Annotated in this window: 17 protein-coding genes; 12 read left to right on the plus strand and 5 right to left on the minus strand. The window is 68.7% G+C overall.

Translation table 11 applies throughout. The annotated features are described in order from the left end of the window. Nucleotides 1-334: 334 nt before the first annotated feature. The 5 genes from MXD59_RS01790 to MXD59_RS01810 all read left to right on the plus strand — a co-directional run bounded on the left by MXD59_RS01790 (nucleotide 335) and on the right by MXD59_RS01810 (nucleotide 5,417). Nucleotides 335-475: a hypothetical protein gene (locus MXD59_RS01790; RefSeq protein ID WP_248823152.1), complete on the plus strand. Its 141-nt coding sequence runs from the start codon at nucleotides 335-337 to the stop codon at nucleotides 473-475. Nucleotides 476-724: 249 nt separating this feature from the next. Further along, nucleotides 725-1,021 (plus strand): hypothetical protein, encoded by a 297-nt coding sequence (locus MXD59_RS01795; protein WP_248823153.1) that lies wholly within the window; start codon nucleotides 725-727, stop codon nucleotides 1,019-1,021. 251 nt (nucleotides 1,022-1,272) lie between these two features. Then, nucleotides 1,273-3,123, plus strand: a complete 1,851-nt coding sequence (locus tag MXD59_RS01800) for an MFS transporter (protein ID WP_248823154.1) — start codon at nucleotides 1,273-1,275, stop codon at nucleotides 3,121-3,123. Between the two features lie 278 nt (nucleotides 3,124-3,401). Then, nucleotides 3,402-4,418 carry an AraC family transcriptional regulator gene (locus tag MXD59_RS01805; RefSeq protein WP_248823155.1) on the plus strand — a complete coding sequence of 339 codons (1,017 nt, stop codon included), beginning with the start codon at nucleotides 3,402-3,404 and terminating at the stop codon, nucleotides 4,416-4,418. A gap of 183 nt (nucleotides 4,419-4,601) precedes the next feature. Continuing rightward, entirely contained in the window at nucleotides 4,602-5,417 is an 816-nt protein-coding gene (locus MXD59_RS01810; RefSeq protein WP_248823156.1) for an SDR family oxidoreductase, read from the plus strand. A 351-nt stretch (nucleotides 5,418-5,768) separates the two neighbouring features. Here MXD59_RS01810 and MXD59_RS01815 read toward each other — a convergent pair whose 3' ends face one another. Next, a complete protein-coding gene (locus MXD59_RS01815) occupies nucleotides 5,769-6,401 on the minus strand; it encodes a TetR/AcrR family transcriptional regulator (RefSeq protein ID WP_248823157.1) in 633 nt (210 codons plus the stop codon). A 104-nt stretch (nucleotides 6,402-6,505) separates the two neighbouring features. On the opposite strand from MXD59_RS01815, the gene MXD59_RS01820 reads away from it, so the two are divergent. Further along, nucleotides 6,506-7,138 (plus strand): hypothetical protein, encoded by a 633-nt coding sequence (locus tag MXD59_RS01820; protein WP_248815093.1) that lies wholly within the window; start codon nucleotides 6,506-6,508, stop codon nucleotides 7,136-7,138. A gap of 398 nt (nucleotides 7,139-7,536) precedes the next feature. Here MXD59_RS01820 and MXD59_RS01825 read toward each other — a convergent pair whose 3' ends face one another. After that, nucleotides 7,537-8,349 carry a helix-turn-helix transcriptional regulator gene (locus tag MXD59_RS01825; protein WP_248823158.1) on the minus strand — a complete coding sequence of 271 codons (813 nt, stop codon included), beginning with the start codon at nucleotides 8,347-8,349 and terminating at the stop codon, nucleotides 7,537-7,539. Here MXD59_RS01825 and MXD59_RS01830 point away from each other — a divergent pair. Beyond that, nucleotides 8,249-8,761 carry a YbhB/YbcL family Raf kinase inhibitor-like protein gene (locus MXD59_RS01830; protein ID WP_248823159.1) on the plus strand — a complete coding sequence of 171 codons (513 nt, stop codon included), beginning with the start codon at nucleotides 8,249-8,251 and terminating at the stop codon, nucleotides 8,759-8,761. The genes MXD59_RS01825 and MXD59_RS01830 overlap by 101 nt on opposite strands. On the opposite strand, the gene MXD59_RS01835 is transcribed toward MXD59_RS01830, so the two are convergent. After that, the gene (locus MXD59_RS01835) at nucleotides 8,739-9,884 is read right to left on the minus strand and encodes a ferritin-like domain-containing protein (protein ID WP_248823160.1); all 1,146 of its coding nucleotides are present in this window, start codon (nucleotides 9,882-9,884) and stop codon (nucleotides 8,739-8,741) included. The two genes, MXD59_RS01830 and MXD59_RS01835, sit on opposite strands and share 23 nt — an antisense overlap. A gap of 575 nt (nucleotides 9,885-10,459) precedes the next feature. On the opposite strand from MXD59_RS01835, the gene MXD59_RS01840 reads away from it, so the two are divergent. From MXD59_RS01840 to MXD59_RS01860, 5 genes are all read left to right on the plus strand, one after another. Next, nucleotides 10,460-11,044: a GNAT family N-acetyltransferase gene (locus MXD59_RS01840; RefSeq protein WP_248823161.1), complete on the plus strand. Its 585-nt coding sequence runs from the start codon at nucleotides 10,460-10,462 to the stop codon at nucleotides 11,042-11,044. 41 nt (nucleotides 11,045-11,085) lie between these two features. Beyond that, nucleotides 11,086-12,801, plus strand: coding sequence for a pyridoxal-dependent decarboxylase (locus MXD59_RS01845; RefSeq protein ID WP_248823162.1), 1,716 nt, complete (start codon nucleotides 11,086-11,088; stop codon nucleotides 12,799-12,801). A gap of 525 nt (nucleotides 12,802-13,326) precedes the next feature. Continuing rightward, entirely contained in the window at nucleotides 13,327-13,602 is a 276-nt protein-coding gene (locus MXD59_RS01850; protein WP_248823163.1) for a Rossmann-fold NAD(P)-binding domain-containing protein, read from the plus strand. Between the two features lie 109 nt (nucleotides 13,603-13,711). Continuing rightward, a complete protein-coding gene (locus MXD59_RS01855) occupies nucleotides 13,712-14,941 on the plus strand; it encodes an acyl-CoA dehydrogenase family protein (RefSeq protein WP_248823164.1) in 1,230 nt (409 codons plus the stop codon). Nucleotides 14,942-15,091: 150 nt separating this feature from the next. Continuing rightward, on the plus strand, nucleotides 15,092-15,841 hold the full coding sequence (locus tag MXD59_RS01860; RefSeq protein ID WP_248823165.1) for an alpha/beta fold hydrolase: 750 nt from the start codon (nucleotides 15,092-15,094) through the stop codon (nucleotides 15,839-15,841). A gap of 150 nt (nucleotides 15,842-15,991) precedes the next feature. Here MXD59_RS01860 and MXD59_RS01865 read toward each other — a convergent pair whose 3' ends face one another. Continuing rightward, entirely contained in the window at nucleotides 15,992-16,669 is a 678-nt protein-coding gene (locus MXD59_RS01865; protein WP_248823166.1) for a histidine phosphatase family protein, read from the minus strand. Between the two features lie 22 nt (nucleotides 16,670-16,691). Further along, complete coding sequence (locus tag MXD59_RS01870) at nucleotides 16,692-18,338, minus strand: glycosyltransferase family 2 protein (RefSeq protein WP_248815103.1); 1,647 nt, start codon at nucleotides 18,336-18,338, stop codon at nucleotides 16,692-16,694. Between the last annotated feature and the right edge of the window lie 91 nt (nucleotides 18,339-18,429).

The raw sequence follows: 18,429 nt of genomic DNA on the forward strand, positions 1-18,429 counted from the left end.
ATTCCCGATCAATGCATCCAGGATCAACCGGAGAGTCTGCTGCGAGGCAACGTTGATCGATTATTTTTGTCTCGCGTGCGACAGCAGGTGCTGGTTCGGTCGCGCGAAAGTGACTGATCATCGTCCCGTGGACTGGCCTGCCCGGGTCATCGGAAGATCCACGTGATGATGGCCGTCGATGGTCACCTCGCGTCGGTGTCGTCGGTTGAGCGGGCGTTATGTCGCCGCGGGCTGCTCCAGCCGGTCGACCACCAGAGCGAACGGCGTGAGCTCGTGAAAGCCCGCAAGGCAGTGTTCGCTGGGCCGCCGACCGGATCCGTGTCAGGTCTGGCAGTTGGATTTCTCCGAGGTCGCGGATGTCGTCGAACCGGGTGCGACGGAACTCGCGCAGGGTCCGGGCGAAACCCTCGTCGACCAGCGCGGCCTGCTCAGCGTGCGTATCGTCGCGGCGTGCTCCTGGTGGACGTGCCAGTAGGTGGCGATGTGGTACCGGATCGCGTCGGGGTCGGAGAAGTCCGACGAGTGCGCCGGCATGCTGGCGCACTCGTCGCTGGCCGTGGCGACCTCCTGTAGCAGCCCCGCAAGCAGGTCCTCCTTGCCCGCGAAGTGCGTGTAGAAGGACCCACGTCCACCCGCCGACCAGGCGGGCAGTGCATGAACACCGGCGTGCAGGACGCCTACAGCCTCGACTGGAAACTGGCGGCCGAGACCATGATTGACACCTGTGAGAGCGAGCCGCGTACTGTCGCCGCGCGCGTCCATCGGAGTCAGCACCGCTCTGCTGGAGCAGTACCGGCAGGAAGATCCGGACGCATACAAGCGCGGCGAGGACGGCTTCGGCCTCGATATCACCTACCGTGCTCCGGACGTCACCGGCCCGCTCGTCACCCGAGACCGTGCCCCCGTCACCCCCGTCGTGGACGCGGGCGGCACGCGCATCCGCCTGTTCGACTTGTTCCGCGGCCCGCACTCGGCCCGTCTCGTGTTCGGTGCTGTCGCCCCGGCCGAACAACACACCTAAACCGTGCTGCGCCCCGGTGAGCAACCGGTCGGCGCTGGGTGCCACGTCATCGACAGGGAAGGTCACGCGTTCCCGAGCGTGCCTCCGCTCCTTGCATGCTTCCGAGTGGGCCGGCACCCGTGGTCGCGCTGGACTCCTGCTGCTCGGCCGGACCGTGGGCCCTGCGGAGCCGATGCTGAATCACCTCGTCAGCGTGAGGTGGGTGGTCGACGCGGGTCCAGCAGAGCACTGCCGGGCTGGGGTGGCAGGACATGGTTCGGCAGTTCTCCGGAGGCATGAAATCTGCCCGGTCGCCACTCTCCGGGTTCATGAAATCCTTCCGCTCGCACATTGGCCGAAGGGCACAAAAGTACCTCTCCTGTAAACCTGACAGAGGGCATAGGTTCCGTTCTGTTGCAACGGTCCTGGCAAGAAAACACAAACTTGACAGCGCCGTGGATCTTGCTTATGGTTCGGCCATTAAGGTCCTTGATGATCGATGCCCGAAGGTGTTCATGGCCACGCCTCCAGTATTGTCGAAGCTCAAGCAGAATTTGATTCTTGTCGTTCTCATGTTGTCTTCGCTGCTGATTTGGCTGGACAATACAGTCCTGAGCGCTGCGCTGGAGACCCTTGCCGATCCGGTCCGCGGGCTGGGGGCCAATCCCGGTCAGCTGCAATGGGCGACCGGTTCGTACACCCTGGTCTTCGCCACATTGATGTTCACCGCAGGAGCGCTGGGCGATCGCTTCGGTCACCGGACTGTGTTTTCCGGTGGACTGGTGATCTTCGCCGGGTCCTCGCTGGGGGCGGCGTACGCAAGCGATGCGAGCCAGCTGATCGCAGCTCGAGCTGCGATGGGGGTGGGTAGTGCGCTGATCACGCCCGCCAGCTTGGCCATCCTTACGTGGACCTTCACCGGCCCCGCGCGGGCTGCCGCGGTCAGCGTTTTCTCGACGTCGGCCGGTGTCGGAATGGCTGCTGGCCCGGTGCTGGCTGGGCTCCTGCTCGATCATTTCTGGTGGGGCTCGGTCTTTCTGGTCAACGTCCCGGTCGCGGCATTGGCGCTTGTCGGGCTCGCGGTGCTGGTGCCGAATTTCCGCAGCCCCACTCGGCGGCCATTGGACCCGACCGGAATGTTGCTCTCGGTCGGTGGGCTCGTGGCATTGTCCTACGGGCTGATCCGGGCGGGGCAGGTGGCTGCCTGGAGCCGCACCGATGTCTGGGCGCCGATCCTTGCCGGTCTGGTTCTGCTGGCCGTTTTCGTACTTGTTGAGCTGCGTGCCAAGACGCCCATGTTTGATCCTCGACTGCTCGCGCAACGCATGTTCGGTGGCGGAAACGCGGCGCTTGGGCTACTGCTTTTTGGTGTGGCTGCCATAACCTTCTACAACGCGTTCTATCTGCAAGGAGCGCTCGGATTCTCACCGATGGAGGCCGGATTGGCCAATATCCCGACCGCGCTCGGCGCGCTCACGGGGGCGCTCCTCGCTCCGCGCCTGGTCCGCCTCCTGTCGCTACGTCTTGTCGCCGTGCCAGCTCTGACCGTGGCCGCGCTGACCATGAGCGGGTACGGGTTTCTCGGGCTGCGAACTCCACTCGCCTGGATCGAGATCCTGCTGCTGGTACAGGGCCTCTCGATCGGTATGGTGATCGGCCCCGTCACGGCGGCATTGATCGGCAAGCTGCCGCTGGAACAGGCTGGTGCAGGATCGGCGGTCACCAACACTGTGCGACAAACGGGCAGTGTGATCGGCATCGCCGTAGGCGGCACGATTATGTCGATCACGTATCGACGCGCGATCGAACCTTCGCTGACAGGTGTACCGGCTCCAGCGCGGGATCAGGCGCGAGTGTCCGCCGAACAGGCCCGCCACGTCGCCACTGCCATCCATCGGCCAACTCTTTCTCAGGATGCTGATCATGCCTTTATCCATGCCATGCACGTTGGTGCGGGATGGATCTCGGTCGTCGCACTCCTCGGAGCGGCTGTGCTGCTGTTGACCTTGCCTGTTGTCGGCAAGAAGAAAGATTCGATGCCGGAGCCGGACCAGGAAGCGGCCCGCGGCTCTGAGGTCGGGGCCACCCAGACACCACAAAGCGTGATGGATTCGAGTCGGTGACGCTGCTACCCGGACAAGCCGACCTGTGTCTGTCGGTCGACGCGGTGTCGAATGGCGCTGACGTGGTGCCGATGCCGAGAGACGCGGAGGGCGCCGAGCACCTCGGTCGGCGCAGATGGAGGTCCACCGACGAGAGGGGTCGTTCACCTGGGACGGCCCCGCTACCAGTAGAAACGCCAGGCGCTTCCGCGGTCCGAGCACCGCCACCGGCGCGGGTGCGGGTGCGGGTGAACCGGTGCACGAGGGATCGCCGCGGCGCCGTTGCTACGGTGCAGGCGATGACCACCGAGCGTTTCACTCTTGATCCCGGTGTTCGCGCGCTCCTGCATGACATCGGAGCCTCGCTCGGGCGCGTGCTCAGGCGGGCGCGGCTGCCGGCGGGGCTTCTCGGTGACGGGCCGGCCAGGCTGACCACCGACGAGTACTACCGCTTCTGGGAGGCGCTTGACGCCGAAACCGGGGACCCCGACCTGGCGGTGCGGATCGGACGGGCGATCTCGGCTGAGGTCTTCGACCCGCCGCTGTTCGCCGCGCTGTGCAGTCCCGACCTGGCGAGTGCGGCCGAGCGGATCGCGACGTTCAAGCCGCTCATCGCGCCCACCGTCCTCGATGTGGTCAGGAGCCCACGCGGCCTGACCATCACCTTCAACTGGCCGCCGGGTACGAACCCGCCGCGGTTGCTGAGCATCGCCGAGCTCGCCTTCTTCGTGGCGCTTGCGCGGCTGGGCACCCGCCACGCGGTCCACGCCGTGCGCGTCGCGGCCCGCCGGCCGCCGGAGGCCTCCGACGAGATCTCGAACTTCTTTGGTGTGCAGGTCCGCAGGGGCAGGGCCGACTCGATCACCTTCGCACCCGAGGACGCCACGCGACCTTTCCTCACCGAGGACGAGCCCATGTGGCGTTTCTTCGCTCCCGAGCTGCGCCGGCGACTGTCCGATCTCCAGGCCGCGGCCAACACCGCGGACCGGGTGCGCGCCGTGCTCCACGAGATCCTTCCTGCGGGCGACAGCGCGATGACCACGGTGGCCCGCGAACTCGCCACCAGTTCCCGCACCCTGCAACGCCAGCTTCAGGCCGAGGGAACCAGCTACCAGGCCGTGCTCACCGGCACTCGCGAACAGCTCGCCCGTCACTACCTCACGGACAGCACGCTCGGCATCGCCAAGATCGCCTACCTGCTCGCCTACGACGACACGAACTCCTTCTACCGGGCCTTTCGCACGTGGACGGGGTGCACCCCCGACTCAGTGCGGGCCGAACACGCCGCACGCCCGCGCGCTCTGCCTCCCGCCTAGGGGTGCATCCGCCGCCGCCTCCGACCCGGTGGGATCACCGATCGCACGGGGGAACCCGTCCGAAGGTTGGCGGGATCAGCAGGTCCTCTGGCGTGTTCTGCGAGTCACACCGGCGGTTGTGGTCCCTACCGTCAGGGACATGGCACCGACCGACGAGGCCGGGCTGACACCCAGGAGATGACCATGACCCAGACGACTCTGATCACCGGAAGCTCGAGCGGCATCGGCAAGGCCACCGCGAAGCACTTCCACGCCAGGGGCTGGAACGTGATCGCCACGATGCGCACCCCCGAGGCCGAGACCGAGCTCACCCGGCTCGACAACGTCCTCGTCACCCGGCTCGATGTCCTGGACCCGACCTCCATCTCCTCGGCGGTCGACGCCGGCCTCGACCGGTTCGGCGCGATCGACGTGCTCGTCAACAACGCCGGGTACGGCGCCTACGGGCTGCTCGAGGCAACGCCGATGGACAAGGTCCGCCGGCAGTTCGAGGTCAACGTCCTCGGCCTCATCGAGACGACCAAGGCCGTGCTGCCTCACCTGCGCGCCCACCGCGGCGGCACCATCGTCAACATCTCGTCGATCGGCGGAAAGGTCACGTTCCCGCTCGGCACCCTGTACCACGGCACCAAGTTCGCCGTCGAAGGGCTGAGCGAAGCACTCCACTTCGAGCTCGCCGCCATCGGCGTCAAGGTCAAGATCATCGAGCCTGGCTTCGTCGACACCGACTTCGGCGGCCGCTCGTTCGACTTCACGAACGACGAGAACCTCGCCGAGTACCGCGACGTCGTCGCGGCGTTCCTCACCGCCCAGGCACAGCTGGGTGCCGGCGGCGACGCACCCGAGGTCGTCGCCGAGACGATCTTCCAGGCGGCCACCGACGGCACGAACCAGCTCCGCTACACCGCGGGCCCCTACGCCGCCGAGCTGGTGGCCAGCCGTGCCGCCGCCACCGACGACACCTTCCTCGACGGCGTGAAGAAGCAGTTCGGCCTGTGACGAACGAGTCCCGGCCCCGCCTCCCGATGAACACGACCACCGCGAGGCCCAGACGGGAACAGCGCGGCTCGCGGCCGAGAACCGCGCGCCGGCTCGCCGCTGGCCTCCGTCGTATACGCCAGGATTCCGAGGTCAGCGAGTCGGCGCGGCATCACTTCAGCTGGCCCGGGCGCATTGCGGTATCGCCGCGCCCGTCGACCCGGCGTCCTGTCCTCGACGTCCCGTGGCTCCAGCCCAGGCCATACGTCCCCCGTTGCCTGGGCACTGTTCCATGCTCGCGACTGTCTGCCTCGCCGAGGCGGCTCCTGCCTGTTCGCCGACCGCGCCCGCCGGATTCCCCGTTCCTCACATTCAGTGGAGGAGGGTGAGCAGGCCCTCGACGCCGCGGCGGAACGCGTCGCCGACGCTGTCGACGCCGTCGAGGTGGGCGCCGGACATGGCGCCGTCGCGAATCAGGACGAAATGCCGTGCGGCGTGCTCGGGGTTGCCTCGTCGGGGGGAGTCCCCGAAGACCTGCGTGAAGAGCTCGGTGAGTGTGGTCGCGTACCAGGTTCGGTGTTCGAGGATCACCTGGCGCACCGGGTCGTCGGGGTCGGGGTATTCGGCGGCGGCCTTGAGGAACGCACAGCCGCGGAACTCCGGCGCGGCCAGGTTGTCGGCGACGGCGGTCCCGATCGCGCGCAGCGCGTCGGCCGGAGACCGCGCGGCCTCGACGGCGGCCCGCACGCCAGCCCGCGTGCCGGCATCGACGCCGCGCAGGTAGGCGAGCACGAGGTCTTCCTTCGAAGGGAAATGCCGGTAGAACGTCGCCCGCGTGGCCGGGGCCTCGGCAAGGATCCGCTCGACCCCGACCGCTCGGATGCCCTCCCGGTAGAACAGCCTGCTGGCCGTGGACAGCAGCCGCTCCCGTGCCTCGGATCGCTCCGGCCGCCCCGAGGAGCTCGCGTTCGGGTCGTCCTGCGCCAGGCGGGTCCGTGCTGCCATCGCGCAACCCTAGCGGAAAGAACGATCGGTCTTGCGGTCAAGGAGGCATCGTGCCAGGCTTGCGCCGCAAGAGAGAACGGTCTTTCTTCCAGGAGGGAACTGTTGTGACCACGACCACCGCCCCGTCCGCCGACCTCGGCGCCGTCGCGCAGGCGCTGCGCAGGCTCTACCTTCTCCGTTTCGGGTTCGCTCTGGTCTGGGCCGTGGTGATGTTTCTGACCGGGTCGAGCATCGGGCCGGTGAGCGCGACCCTGCTCGTGATCTACCCGCTGTTCGACGTGGGCGCCGCCATCGTCGATGCCCGCTCCTGCCGGGCGAGCCGCTCCGCCCGGGGACTCCAGGTCAACATCGCGATCAGTGGGATCGCCGCCGTCGGGCTGGCCTTCGCGGCGGCCTCCGGTGTTCCGGCCGTCCTGCGGGTGTGGGGAGTCTGGGCCATCGTCGCGGGCCTGGTCCAGCTCGTCGTCGCGCTGTCGCGGCGCGCCGCCCTCGGCGGCCAGTGGTCGATGATCGCCAGCGGCGCCCTCTCCGCGGTCGCCGGGATCTCGTTTCTCCTCCAGGCCGCCTCGTCGCACGACTCGGTGCGCAACCTGGGCGGTTACGCCCTGCTCGGCGGCATCTTCTTCCTCGTCTCCGCGCTGCGCCTCGGACGCGACGCCAACCCGAACACCGGAGCTGGCACGAGCCGCCAGACCCGCACCCAGACCCCACCGGCGGCCCACGGCACAGCGGGCTGACGGCCCGCCGGCGGCATGTCGCGGTGACTTCGATCAGCGGGTCCTCGCCGACATGATCGGAACCGTCGGCCGGTTCACCGACGACGACCAGGTAACAACCGCTGGGCGGCGGGCATGGGTGTCCAGCCGCGGGTCAGCCGATCCGCTCGGCCAGGGAGACGATGATTCCCTCCGGGCCGCGCACGTAGGCCATCCGCCAGATGTCCTCGTACGACAACCGGGGCTATCGGCCCGACGGCTATGGCGACAGGCGCGACTCGCGCTACGACTACCCGCCACCGGCACGCGGCGGGTATGGCGACCACCGGCCGCCCGCCTCGCCGCCACCGGAGAAGACGGGGGCTTTTCCCGCGACGCCCAGGTGATGCTGCGGTCGAAGAAGTACACCGACCCGTGATCTACCCGGGCATCCTGGCCTGGGCGGGTGCGGCGGCTGTTTCCTGGGTGGCGCGGGGTGGCCGTCCGGTCATGGTTCGGCCGTGGTCGGTCATGAGGGCGCGCAGGGCGCGCTCGGTCGCCGCGTCGACCGGTGTGACGACGAACAGGCGCTGGTGGGAGTCGCCGAGGGTGGCGAGAATGTCAGAGGCGACGGTCATCTCACCGGCCACCGGGTGGCGGATGCGCTTGACACCGTGGGAGCGTTCCCTGACCGTGTGGTCGTCCCACCAGGCGGCGAATTCGGCGCTTTCCTGGCGCAGGCGTGCGATGATCTCCGCCAGTCGGGCGTCCTCGCGGTGACGGGCGAAATCGGCGCGCAGGTTCCCGACGGTCTCCCGCGCGATGCGTGTCCAGTCGAGCTGGGTCTCCCGGGTCCGTGGGTCCAGGAAAATCAGACAGGCGCTGTTGGCCGCCTCGCCGATACCGAAGTTCTCACCGAACAGTGCCGCCGCGGCGGCGTTGCGGGCGAGGATGTCACAGCGGAAATCCGTGAGGTAGGCGGGCAGCAGCGGCATGCCGTTGAGCAGGGCCAGCAGCGAGTCGCTGACCGGGACAGGCACGGCCGCGTCCATCATGGGTGCCTCGCCGCGGCCGATCAGGTGCAGGTGGCGGCGTTCGGCCGGTGACAGCAGCAGGGCGCGGGCGATCGCATCCAGTACCTCGGCGCCCGGGATGCCCACCCGTCCCTGCTCCAACCGGATGTACCAGTCGATGCTGACCGCGGCCAGCTGCGCGACCTCCTGGCGCCGCAGGCCCGGTGCGCTGCCGGCCACCCACTGGGCGAACGGATTCGGCTGCGACAACCCCAACCAGCCGGTGCGGCTCGGCTGGACCGGGGCGCCGGCAGGTACCCGTGGCTACGCGGTGACCCTGTTCGACCCGGACGCACCCACCGGCTCGGGCTTCTGGCACTGGCTGGTCTGGGACATTCCCGCCTCCGCCACCCGGCTCGGCGTGACACCGCCGTCCGGCGCGGTGTCCGGCACCGGTGACGCGGGTGTCGCCGGCTACTTCGGGCCGTGCCCGCCGGTCGGCGACATCGCCCACCACTACCAGTTCACCGTCTACGCCCTGGACGTTCCCAGCCTCGCCCTGGCACCCACCACGCCGCCCGCCGTCGTGGGCTTCACCCTGTCCAGCCACGTCCTCGGCTACGCCCGCCTCACCGCCACCGTCCAGCGGTAGGCGGCCCGGGCGCGGCGCTGCCGTTCTGGCCGGCGGCGATGGTCGCGTGCACCTCGGCGACTCGTTGTTCCTGCGCCGCGTGGACGCGTGCGACGTCGAGTGCCTCGGCGGCGGCGTCGTCCTGGGCCATGAGAAGGTCCAGGTCGGCGTCGCCGAGGTCAAGGACGCCCAGGTCGAGGTAGGCCTGCCGCAGCCGCGGGCCCCACAGCCCGATGTCCTTCACGCACGGGACGACCCGGGCGAACAGCAGCGTGCGAAAGAGCCGCATCGTCTCGCTGGCCTCGACGATCCGCCGGGCCTCGTCGGTGCGCAGGCCGAGGTTCTCCAGGACCTCGAGACCCTGGATGCGGTCACGCATCAGGTGGCAGCCCTCGATCACGAACTCCTCGCGTTCCCGGAGTTCGGCGTCGGAGAGCTGCCGGTAGTAGTCGCGCAACGCGATGCGTCCGAAGGCGACGTGCCGGGCCTCGTCCTGCATGACATAGGTGAGCAGCTGCTTCGCGAGTGGCTGTGTCGTGGCATCCCGAATCAGACCGAAGGCTGCGAGCGCCAGACCTTCGATGAGGACCTGCATGCCCAGATACGGCAGGTCCCACCGGGAATCGTTCAGGCTGTCGGCCAGCAGGCCCTGAAGGCTGTCGTTGATCGGGTACAGCAGGCCGATCTTCTCGTGCAGGAACCTGGTGTAGATCTCGACATGCCGGGCCTCGTCGACCACCTGGGTGGCGGAGTAGAGCTTCGCGTCCAGACCGGGGGAGGTCTCCACGATGCGCGCCGCGCAGATCAGCGCCCCCTGCTCACCGTGCAAAAACTGGGAGAACTGCCAGGCGGCGGCGTGCCGGCGCACCTGCGTACGATCGGTGGCCGACATGCGGTTCCAGTGGTCCGTTCCGTACAGGACGTTCGCCTCGTCGGGAATACCCAACGGATCCTCGGGGTCGACCGGCAGATCCCAGTCTATCCGCGTGGTCGAGTCCCACTGCCGGTCCTTGCCCTTCTGGTACAGGTCGAGCAGCCTGCCGCGCTCGGGATCGTATTCCCAGGTGAAAACAGGGTGGCCGCCGGCACCGGCGGCCCAGCGGTCCGTTTCGGGGGTCTGCGTGTAGAGATCTCGCGTGGACACCAGCTGTGCTCCCGTCAACGCCGGATGACGTTCCCCGACCGATGCTGCGCCCTGGCCGCCGGCGCGGCCACACCGATCTGTCTATCGGGCCATAGGGGAACAGCATAATGCGACATCGGAGCCATCGAGGTGGCCGTCGGGAATCCGCAGAGTTCACCGGTGGTATGCTCGGATTCTGCCGGCGTGCAACCTGTGTGGTGAATCACTGATATCCGCGTCTCGGCATGTGAAAAAATATTCGGCCCGCTGTCCCGAGCCGCACGGAGGCGCCTGGTCCGGGTGTTCGGGCGCACTGTCAAGGAATACCGGCTGGTATTCCGAAGACTTATCGGTCCATGGCTGTCCTCTGGTGGTTTGTGGCCGATACCGGTGCCGGTGCGACACTGACCACGGCTGCGGGAGAAACGCCGGTTCCCGGCGACAGGGCGCCGTCTTCTCCCGGTCCGGTCCACAGGTCCCGGAAACCCGGTTCACGGGTCGCAGGAAGAGGTGCCGAGATGGCCACGCCGACGACGAGTGTCAGTCACGCCCGCAGACCACGGAGAAACTCGGTCCTGATCACCGCGACGCCGGACATGGCAGCCGTGGTCGACACCCTCACCCGGGCATTCGACCCGGACCCGATCCTGAACTGGGCTTTTCCACCGGCCGCCGCGAACCGCGAACAATCGATGGCCGCCTTCTTCCGGATCACCACCGAGCTCCTGCTCGAACACGGCGGGCAGGTGGGGGTCGCACCGGAATACGCCGCGGTCGCCGTGTGGTCGCCGCCCGGTGAACCGGCGTTGAGCGAGCTGGAACAGACCCGGTACTTCCAGCGGCTGGCCGACGCCTGCGGCGAGTGCGGTGAACGGGCCGTCGCGCTGATGCGCGCCCTCGATGATCAGCACCCGCCGGGCCTGCCGGCCCACTACCACGTGATGTTCGCCGCCGCGCGTCCGGAGCCAGCCGCGGTCGGGCGGGCCGTTCTGCTCATACGTGCCCTGCTGAAGCTGGAGGAACTGCGGGGTTGCGGCCTGTACGCGGAGGCATCGAGCCCGCAGAACCGCGACCTGTGGCTGGAGATGGGCCTGCGGCGGGTCGGCGACGAGATCGTGCTACCGGCCGGCGGACCCTCCCTCTACCCGGTCTGGCGCGCACCGGATCCGCCGGCGGCGTGATCACACGGGAGGCGGGAGACGCTCGACCGGACAGCGCGACGATGCCAGAACCTCATGCGGACCCGGGGCCAGGCGTTCCCGAGATCGCCTTCGGACCGGCGGACGAGCCCTGGCGGAACTCCTTCGGCGGGCTCTCGCTGATGTCCGGCCCACCTGATGTGACACCGCCCAGCAGCGACCCGCGCCGAAGCTATGCCAGCATCCCGGAGATCCCCTACGGCCAGTTCCAGCTACCGGCCAGCGGGCTCACCGAAGAGCAGTACGCGGCGGCGGAGAACCACTTTCGCTCCTGGTTGGAGCAGCAGTGCCGGGTCTCGGTGGGTTTCCAGGTCAGCGGCGACCTGGATTACCAGCAGCGGCTTGGCCCTTACCTCGGCCTGGCTCTCAACAATGTCGGTGATCCATACCAGAGCGGCGCCTACACCCACAACTCGAAGATCCTCGAGCGGGCGGTTCTCGACTACTTCGCCTCCCTCTGGAACGCCAGATGGCCGCATCGCCGGGACGACCCCGAATCCTACTGGGGATATTCGCTGACGATGGGCGCCAGCGAAGGAAACCTGTACGGCCTGTGGAACGCCCGGGAGTACCTGTCGGGGCAGCTGATGCTGCATTCGGGACAGGACTCGTGGTCGTCTGGCGGTGGCCGGTACGGCCCGGCCGGCGATCCGGCCGGGCCGAGGTCGAACAGCTACCACCCGGTCATCTTCTACTCGCAGGACACGCACTACTCGCTGACGAAGGCGACCAGACTGCTGGGTGTCGACACCTTCCAGGACGTCGGCCGCCGCTGGTTTCCGGACGAGAACCCGCTGGCCCCGGGCACCCCCTGGCCGGCGGAGGTGCCGTCGCTCGGTGGCGCCGACGGCGACGGCACGATCGACATCGACTGCCTGGCGGTACTCGTGGATTTCTTCGCGTCCCGCGGATTTCCGATCCTGGTCAACCTGAACTACGGCTCGACCTTCAAGGGCGCCTACGACGATGTGGAGGTCGCGTCGAGGACGGTGCACGAGATCTGCGCGAAACACGGCCTGGACGAACGCCCCGTCCACCACGACCACCGCGGCCGCCACGATGACCGCGCCGCCGAGGAGCAGGACGGTTCCGGAGGTTTCGATCTGCGCACCGGGTACTGGGTCCACGTCGACGGTGCTCTGGGCGCCGGCTACGCGCCCTATCTGGAGATGGCCCGTCGAGCCGGCCTGGTCGCGGCGGCACCCCCGGTGTTCGACTTCCGCCTGCCGACGGTGCACTCCATCACCGCGAGCGGCCACAAGTGGATGGGGGCGCCCTGGCCGTGCGGAATCTTCATGACCCGTACCGGATTCCAGATGGTTCCGCCGCGGGAGGTGGAGTACACGGGTTCATCCGACACGACGCTCGCCGGATCGCGCAACGGTTTCTCGCCGCTGCTGATGTGGGACTATCTGGCCCGTCACTCCTACGACGACCAGGCCCGGTGGGCGGCCGAATGCGACCGGATGGCGGCGTACGCCGAGAGCAGTCTGCGGGCGCTCGAAACGGCGCTGGGCCTTGACCTGTGGGTCGCACGCAGCCCGTTCTCGCTCACCGTTCGCTTCCGCCGGCCCGCCCCCTGGATCGTCCAGAAGTACTCGCTGTCGTACGAGACGACCCACGTCCGCGGGCAGCGGCGACCCTGTGCCCATCTGTTCACGATGCGGCACGTGACCCGAGACCTGGTCGACGCACTGGTTCGCGATCTTCGGCGGGTGGGCGCGTTCGCGGCCGGATGACCGCGGCCGTTCGGCGATGCGCGGGGAAGACGGAAAAGGTTCGGGTGGCCTGGTCGAGATCCCGTTGACGTCCAACGCGTCCAGGAGGCCTTCGAGTTTCTCGCGGGCTCGGCGAACGCCGGCGAGAAGGACGCCTTCTTTCGTGGCGTGGTGTGAGTAGACGACGGGTCGGGTGACAGTCGTCGAACGGGTGATGCCCCCATCGAAGTGTTCTGGTCGAAGCCGGATCCGGCGACCAGGCAGGTTTGCGAGGAGATCGGACTGCGGTGGCACGGGTCGTGCCAGGCCGCACTCACGGGACGACGTCCCGCGACGGTTCCTTCTGCTTGCCCGCATAACCGGCACATTGGTATACAAGCTGTGACTTCGGTCGCGGACGTCGCTGACACCAGTGACGCACCGCCTCGAAGCGGGTCTGACCACGATCGTCCACCACCCGGTGCGACTCCTTGGTCTGGCGGGAGACCGGGCCGGCTGTCACCTGCTGACGGCCGTTGTCGTGTCGATCGACGAGGAGGACGACGGGTGGACCTGTTCGACCTGACCGGCCGGACGGCGGTGGTCACCGGCGGCACCCGCGGCATCGGGATGATGATGGCGCGCGGTCTGCTCCAGACCGGGCCGGTCGAGGCGGCGGCCACGGACGACGACCCGGCCCGCATCGTCAACGTCGGCGGCATCGACGGGCTGACGGTTCCGGTCGGGCCTACCTGTGCCCACTCCGCGAGCAAGGCGGCCCTCCATCACCTGACCCGGCACGCGGTCATCCCGGTGGATGGCGGACTGGCGACGAGCAGGTAGGAAGGCACGCCGGCGAGCGACCGCCACACTGTTACCGCCGAACCTCTGCCGTCACACGTTCCGCCGTCACATGAACTGTCAGTGCAAACCTGTCGACCGGAGGTCGAAGATGACCGACTTCTCTGTTTCGCTGAACGATGACCAGCGTGCACTGCAGAAATGGGTACACGACTTCGCGGTGGACGTGATGCGCCCTGTGGCCGCCGAGTGGGACGAGCGCGAGGAGTTCCCGTGGCCGGTGGTACAGGAAGCCGCCAGAATCGGTCTCTACAGTGTGGATTTCGTCAGCAACGGCACCTTTGGTGACCCGACCGGCCTCACTCTGCCGATCGCCGTCGAGGAACTGTTCTGGGGCGACGCGGGTATCGGCCTGGCCATCATGGGTTCCGCGCTGGCGGCCGCCGGCATCGCGGCGAACGGCACTCCCGAGCAGCTCATGGAATGGGTCCCGCAGTGCTATGGGACCGCCGACGACGTCCGGCTCGGCGCGTTCTGCGTGTCCGAGCCGGACGCGGGATCGGACGTCTCCTCCCTGCGTACCCGCGCCGTCTACGACGAGAGGACCGACGAGTGGGTCCTGGACGGCACCAAGGCGTGGATCACCAACGGTGGCATCGCCGACATCCACGTCGTCGTCGCCACCGTCGACAAGAACCTGGGCAGCAAGGGGCAGGCGAGCTTCGTCGTTCCCCGGGTCGACGGCCTGAGTCAGGGCCAGAAGTACAGAAAGCACGGCATTCGGGCCTCCCATACCGCGGAGGTCGTTCTCGAGGGCGTGCGGGTGCCAGGTTCGCACCTGCTGGGAGGCAAGGAGAAGCTCGACGCGAAACTGGCCCGCGCTCGGGAGGCGCTCGTACGGCCCAGTGGCGAGCGCTCCGGCAAGCAGCCGGCCATGGCCACCTTCGAAGCCACCCGCCCCACCGTGGCCGCCCAGGCTCTCGGTGTCGCCCGAGCCGCCTACGAATACGCGCTCGACTACGCCAAGGAACGCCGCGCCTTCGGCCAGCCGATCATCATGAAACAGTCCATCGCGTTCATGCTCGCCAACATGTGCACCCAGATCGACGCGGCCCGGCTGCTGACCTGGCGGGCGGCCTGGCTCGCCCACAACGGGACGTACCAGAACGCGGAGGGGTCGATGTCGAAGCTGTATGCCGGCCGAACCGCGGTGTGGGTCACCGAACGCGCCATCCAGATCCTCGGCGGCTACGGCTACACCCGCGAGTTCCCGGTCGAGCGGTGGCACCGGGACGCGAAGATCATGGACATCTACGAGGGCACCGAGCAGATCCAGGAACTCATCATCTCGCGGGCGATCTCCGGACTCCGGATCGAGTGAACAACAGCTTCGGTGGAACTGCTTCCGTCCCCTGGTGCGGGTCGGCGGTGTCTGGCCCATCTCCAGCGTCCCGCGTGGCGGCCGGATAACCAGCGGCTGTTCGGCGATGCGACGATGGTGCGGGGGGGACCGTGGTGGATAATGGGCGCTGTGACCGTCGTTCTCGTCCATGGTGTGCCGGAGACGGCGGATGTCTGGGACGCCGTTCGGGTTCGGCTTGACGCGCCGTCGGTGGCCGTCACACTCGCCGGCTTCGGGTCGGCCCCGCCACCCGGTTTCACCGCTGGGCGGGATGCCCAGGTCGACTGGATACTCCGGCAGTTCGAGTCGATCCCAGGTCCCCTCGATGTGATCGGCCACGACTGGGGATCGCTGCTGGTCCTGCGGATCGCCACGGCGTATCCGGATCGGGTGCGCAGCTGGGCTGTCGACGTCGCCGCTGTTTCCCATCCGGACTACGGGTGGCACGAGTTCGCGCGGCTCTGGCAGACCCCGGGCGACGGTGAGCGGTGGATGGAGAAGACGCTCGCGACCTCCTTCGACGACCCGGCTAACCTTTTCGCCCAGCTTGTCCAGTTCGGGGTTCCGGCCGCCGAGGGTCGGAAGATGGCCGCGCGTTTCGACGCGACGATGGCGGCGGCCATCCTCGACCTCTACCGGTCGGCGGTGCCGAACGTGCACACCGGCTGGGCGGCGGCATCGTCTGGTCCCTCGACCCGACCGGGACTGGTGCTTCAGCCGACCGCGGATCTGTTCGACGACGCCGCCCGCTCCGACGAGGTGGCACGGGCGCTTGGCGCGGACGTCCTGCGGCTGGCGGGGCTGGGCCACTTCTGGATGCTGGAGGACCCGTCCGCCGCCGTGGCCGCGATCGATCAGTGGGTCGCCCGCCAGGTCTGAGCAGGACCGTCGAGAGCCGCGGGCCGACCGCCACCGGCGGACGCATCGCCACTGGCGGACACGTATCGCCACCGGAGGACGCATCGCCGCCGGAGGGCAGGCGATGACCGACGTGCTGATGACCGGGGTCGAACGAGGCAGGGACGGTGCCTAGTTCTCGGTGACGGACTCGGGGATCGGGGCGCCGGTGACGTCGTGGGCGGCCACGTCGGCGGGAACGGAGCCACCCAGCGGCTGGGCGTGCCAGTCCACGAAGGTCCAGCCGGTCGCGGCGCTGCCCTCGAGGGTGACCATTCCCGTGTTCGCGAGCCAGCGATGTTCCACCGAACCGACGCCGGCGGCCCGGATGCCGACCCAGGCTCGGATCGCGGCACCGTGACTGACGACGACGACCCCGTCGTGGTCGTCGTGCGCGGCCGAGATGGACGCGAGGGCGGCGTCATAACGGTCGACGAACGCGTGCCCGGTGTCGGCGCCGGGCATCGCACGGCCCAGATCGCCGTGAATCCAACTGCCGATGACGTCGAGGTACTCGGTGACGGACGCCTGGGCGGTGTGCAGCTCAAGGTCGCCCGCGGTGATCTCCTCGAGGCCCTCCAGCACGGTGACCCCAAGCTCGCGGGCCTGCGCGAGGGGGGCCGCGGTGAGCTGGGTGCGGATCAGGACCGAGGCGTACATCGCCGAGATCCGCTGCCCGCGCAGCGCGCCGGGCAGCGCCTGTGCCTGCCCCTGACCGAACACGGTCAGGGGGGCACCCGGACGCCCGGTGTCGAGGGCGCCGGCGACGTTGTGGGGGGTTTGGCCGTGTCGGAGCAGCATGAGGCGCATCGACACGGATTCTAACCGGCGCTCAGCCGGCGAGCAGGGTGGTCGTGGCGAGGCCGAGCACCGTCGCGGCGATGGTGATGCGGATGGGCAGCTGGGCCCGTTCGGCCAGCGACGGTCGCCGTGAGATCGCCGACAGCGGCCCGGCGATCATCGCCAGCAGCGCCCCGGCCCACACCAGCGCGGACAGGTCGGCGGTGTCCCGGCCGAGCCCGACCACGACGATGGTGACGATCAGCGCGGCGGCGAACAGTGCCTGCGGCAGGAGCAGCAGGGACATTCTCGGCAGCGCGGTCTTGGCGGTGGTGCCCGACTCCGGCCGTCCGGCGATCACCACCCGGATGAACGCCAACGCGTACAGCGGCGCGTTGAACAGGGTGCTCGCGATCGTCCGATGCGCGCCACGCAGGCCCGCGTGATACGCGACGAGCAGCATCGAGCCCATCAGATACGGCAACGCGTGCAGCATGTAGGCGGTCAGGGAGGTTCCGGCGGCGATCTGGATTCCCGCGACGGCGCTCAGCGGCGGACCGAGCAGGAACATCATCTGGGCACAGGCCACCAGATAACCAACGCCGGTGTGCAGATAGTGGGCGCGTTGCCAACCGGTGAGGCCGGGCTTGCGCAGCGGGTTGTCGAACAAGGTCAGGCGCAGGCCGTCCATCGCCCAACGGCTGCGCTGACGCGCGTACTCGGCGGCGGTGGCCGGTGCGATACCGACGGACACCGGCTGGGGATGGTAGACGCTGCGCCAACCCCGGGAGTGCAGTTCGTAGGACGTGTGCAGGTCCTCGACGATGTTCCACTCGCTGAAACCACCGGCGGACTCGAGCGCGGTGCGCCGGTACAACGTTCCGTTGCCGCAGGAACTCGCCGCGCCGTCGCGGTCCTTCGCCGGCTGCACCGCCCGGTACAGCATCGGCTCGGCATTGTTGAGGACGTCGTAGCGGCCGACGTCGAAACGCTGCTCGGTGCAGACGAGCCCGACCGTGGGGACACGCAGATAACCCAGCACCCGCTCGGCCAGGTCGGGGACGGCGATGTGATCGGCGTCCAAAGTCATGATCGCCTCGCCGGTGGTGCGGGCGAGGGCGTGATTGAGGTTCGCGGCCTTGCCCCTGGGCCCGTCGGTCCGGGTGAAGCAGGTCAGCCCCAGCCGGGCGGCCAGCTCGTCGATCTCGCGCCAGTTGTCCCGCCGGGCGATCCGACCGTCATTGAGAACATAGGTGTGGTGCGGATAGTCGATCGCCAGAGCCGCCCGCAGGGTCGCCTCGACGATCTCCACCGGCTCACCGCAGACGGTGACGTAGACGTCCAGCGTCCCCGCCGGCGCCGGCGCACGACGGACCAGACCGGGCCGGATGCGCGCGGTCATCACCGCCGTCCACACGATGGCGAGGTAGCTTGCGACCTCCGCCGCGTAGAACAGGCCACCGGCGACCCCGGTGCCGCCCAGGCCACCGGCCCGCCACGTCAGGTACACCGCCCCGATCAGGACGACGACGACCGCGAGCACGGGCCCGGCCGCCGCCCGTGCTCGGCTCACGGGCACCCGCACCCAGGCGGCGTCGTCGGTCAGGGGCGCGAGGTCCGCCAGCCGCGTGGAGGTGGCCGGCGCGGCGGGGTCGTCGACGCCGCCGGCGACGTGGGCCTGCACGGGAATCGCCGGCACCTCGGGCGTCGTCGGCTTCGCGGAGGTCGCCGTGCTGGCGGGCGCCGCTGACGGGGGCCACGAAGGGGCCCGCTGCGCCATCAATGTCGTG

This window comes from Frankia umida (assembly GCF_023242945.1).
GTDB lineage: Bacteria > Actinomycetota > Actinomycetes > Frankiales > Frankiaceae > Frankia > Frankia umida.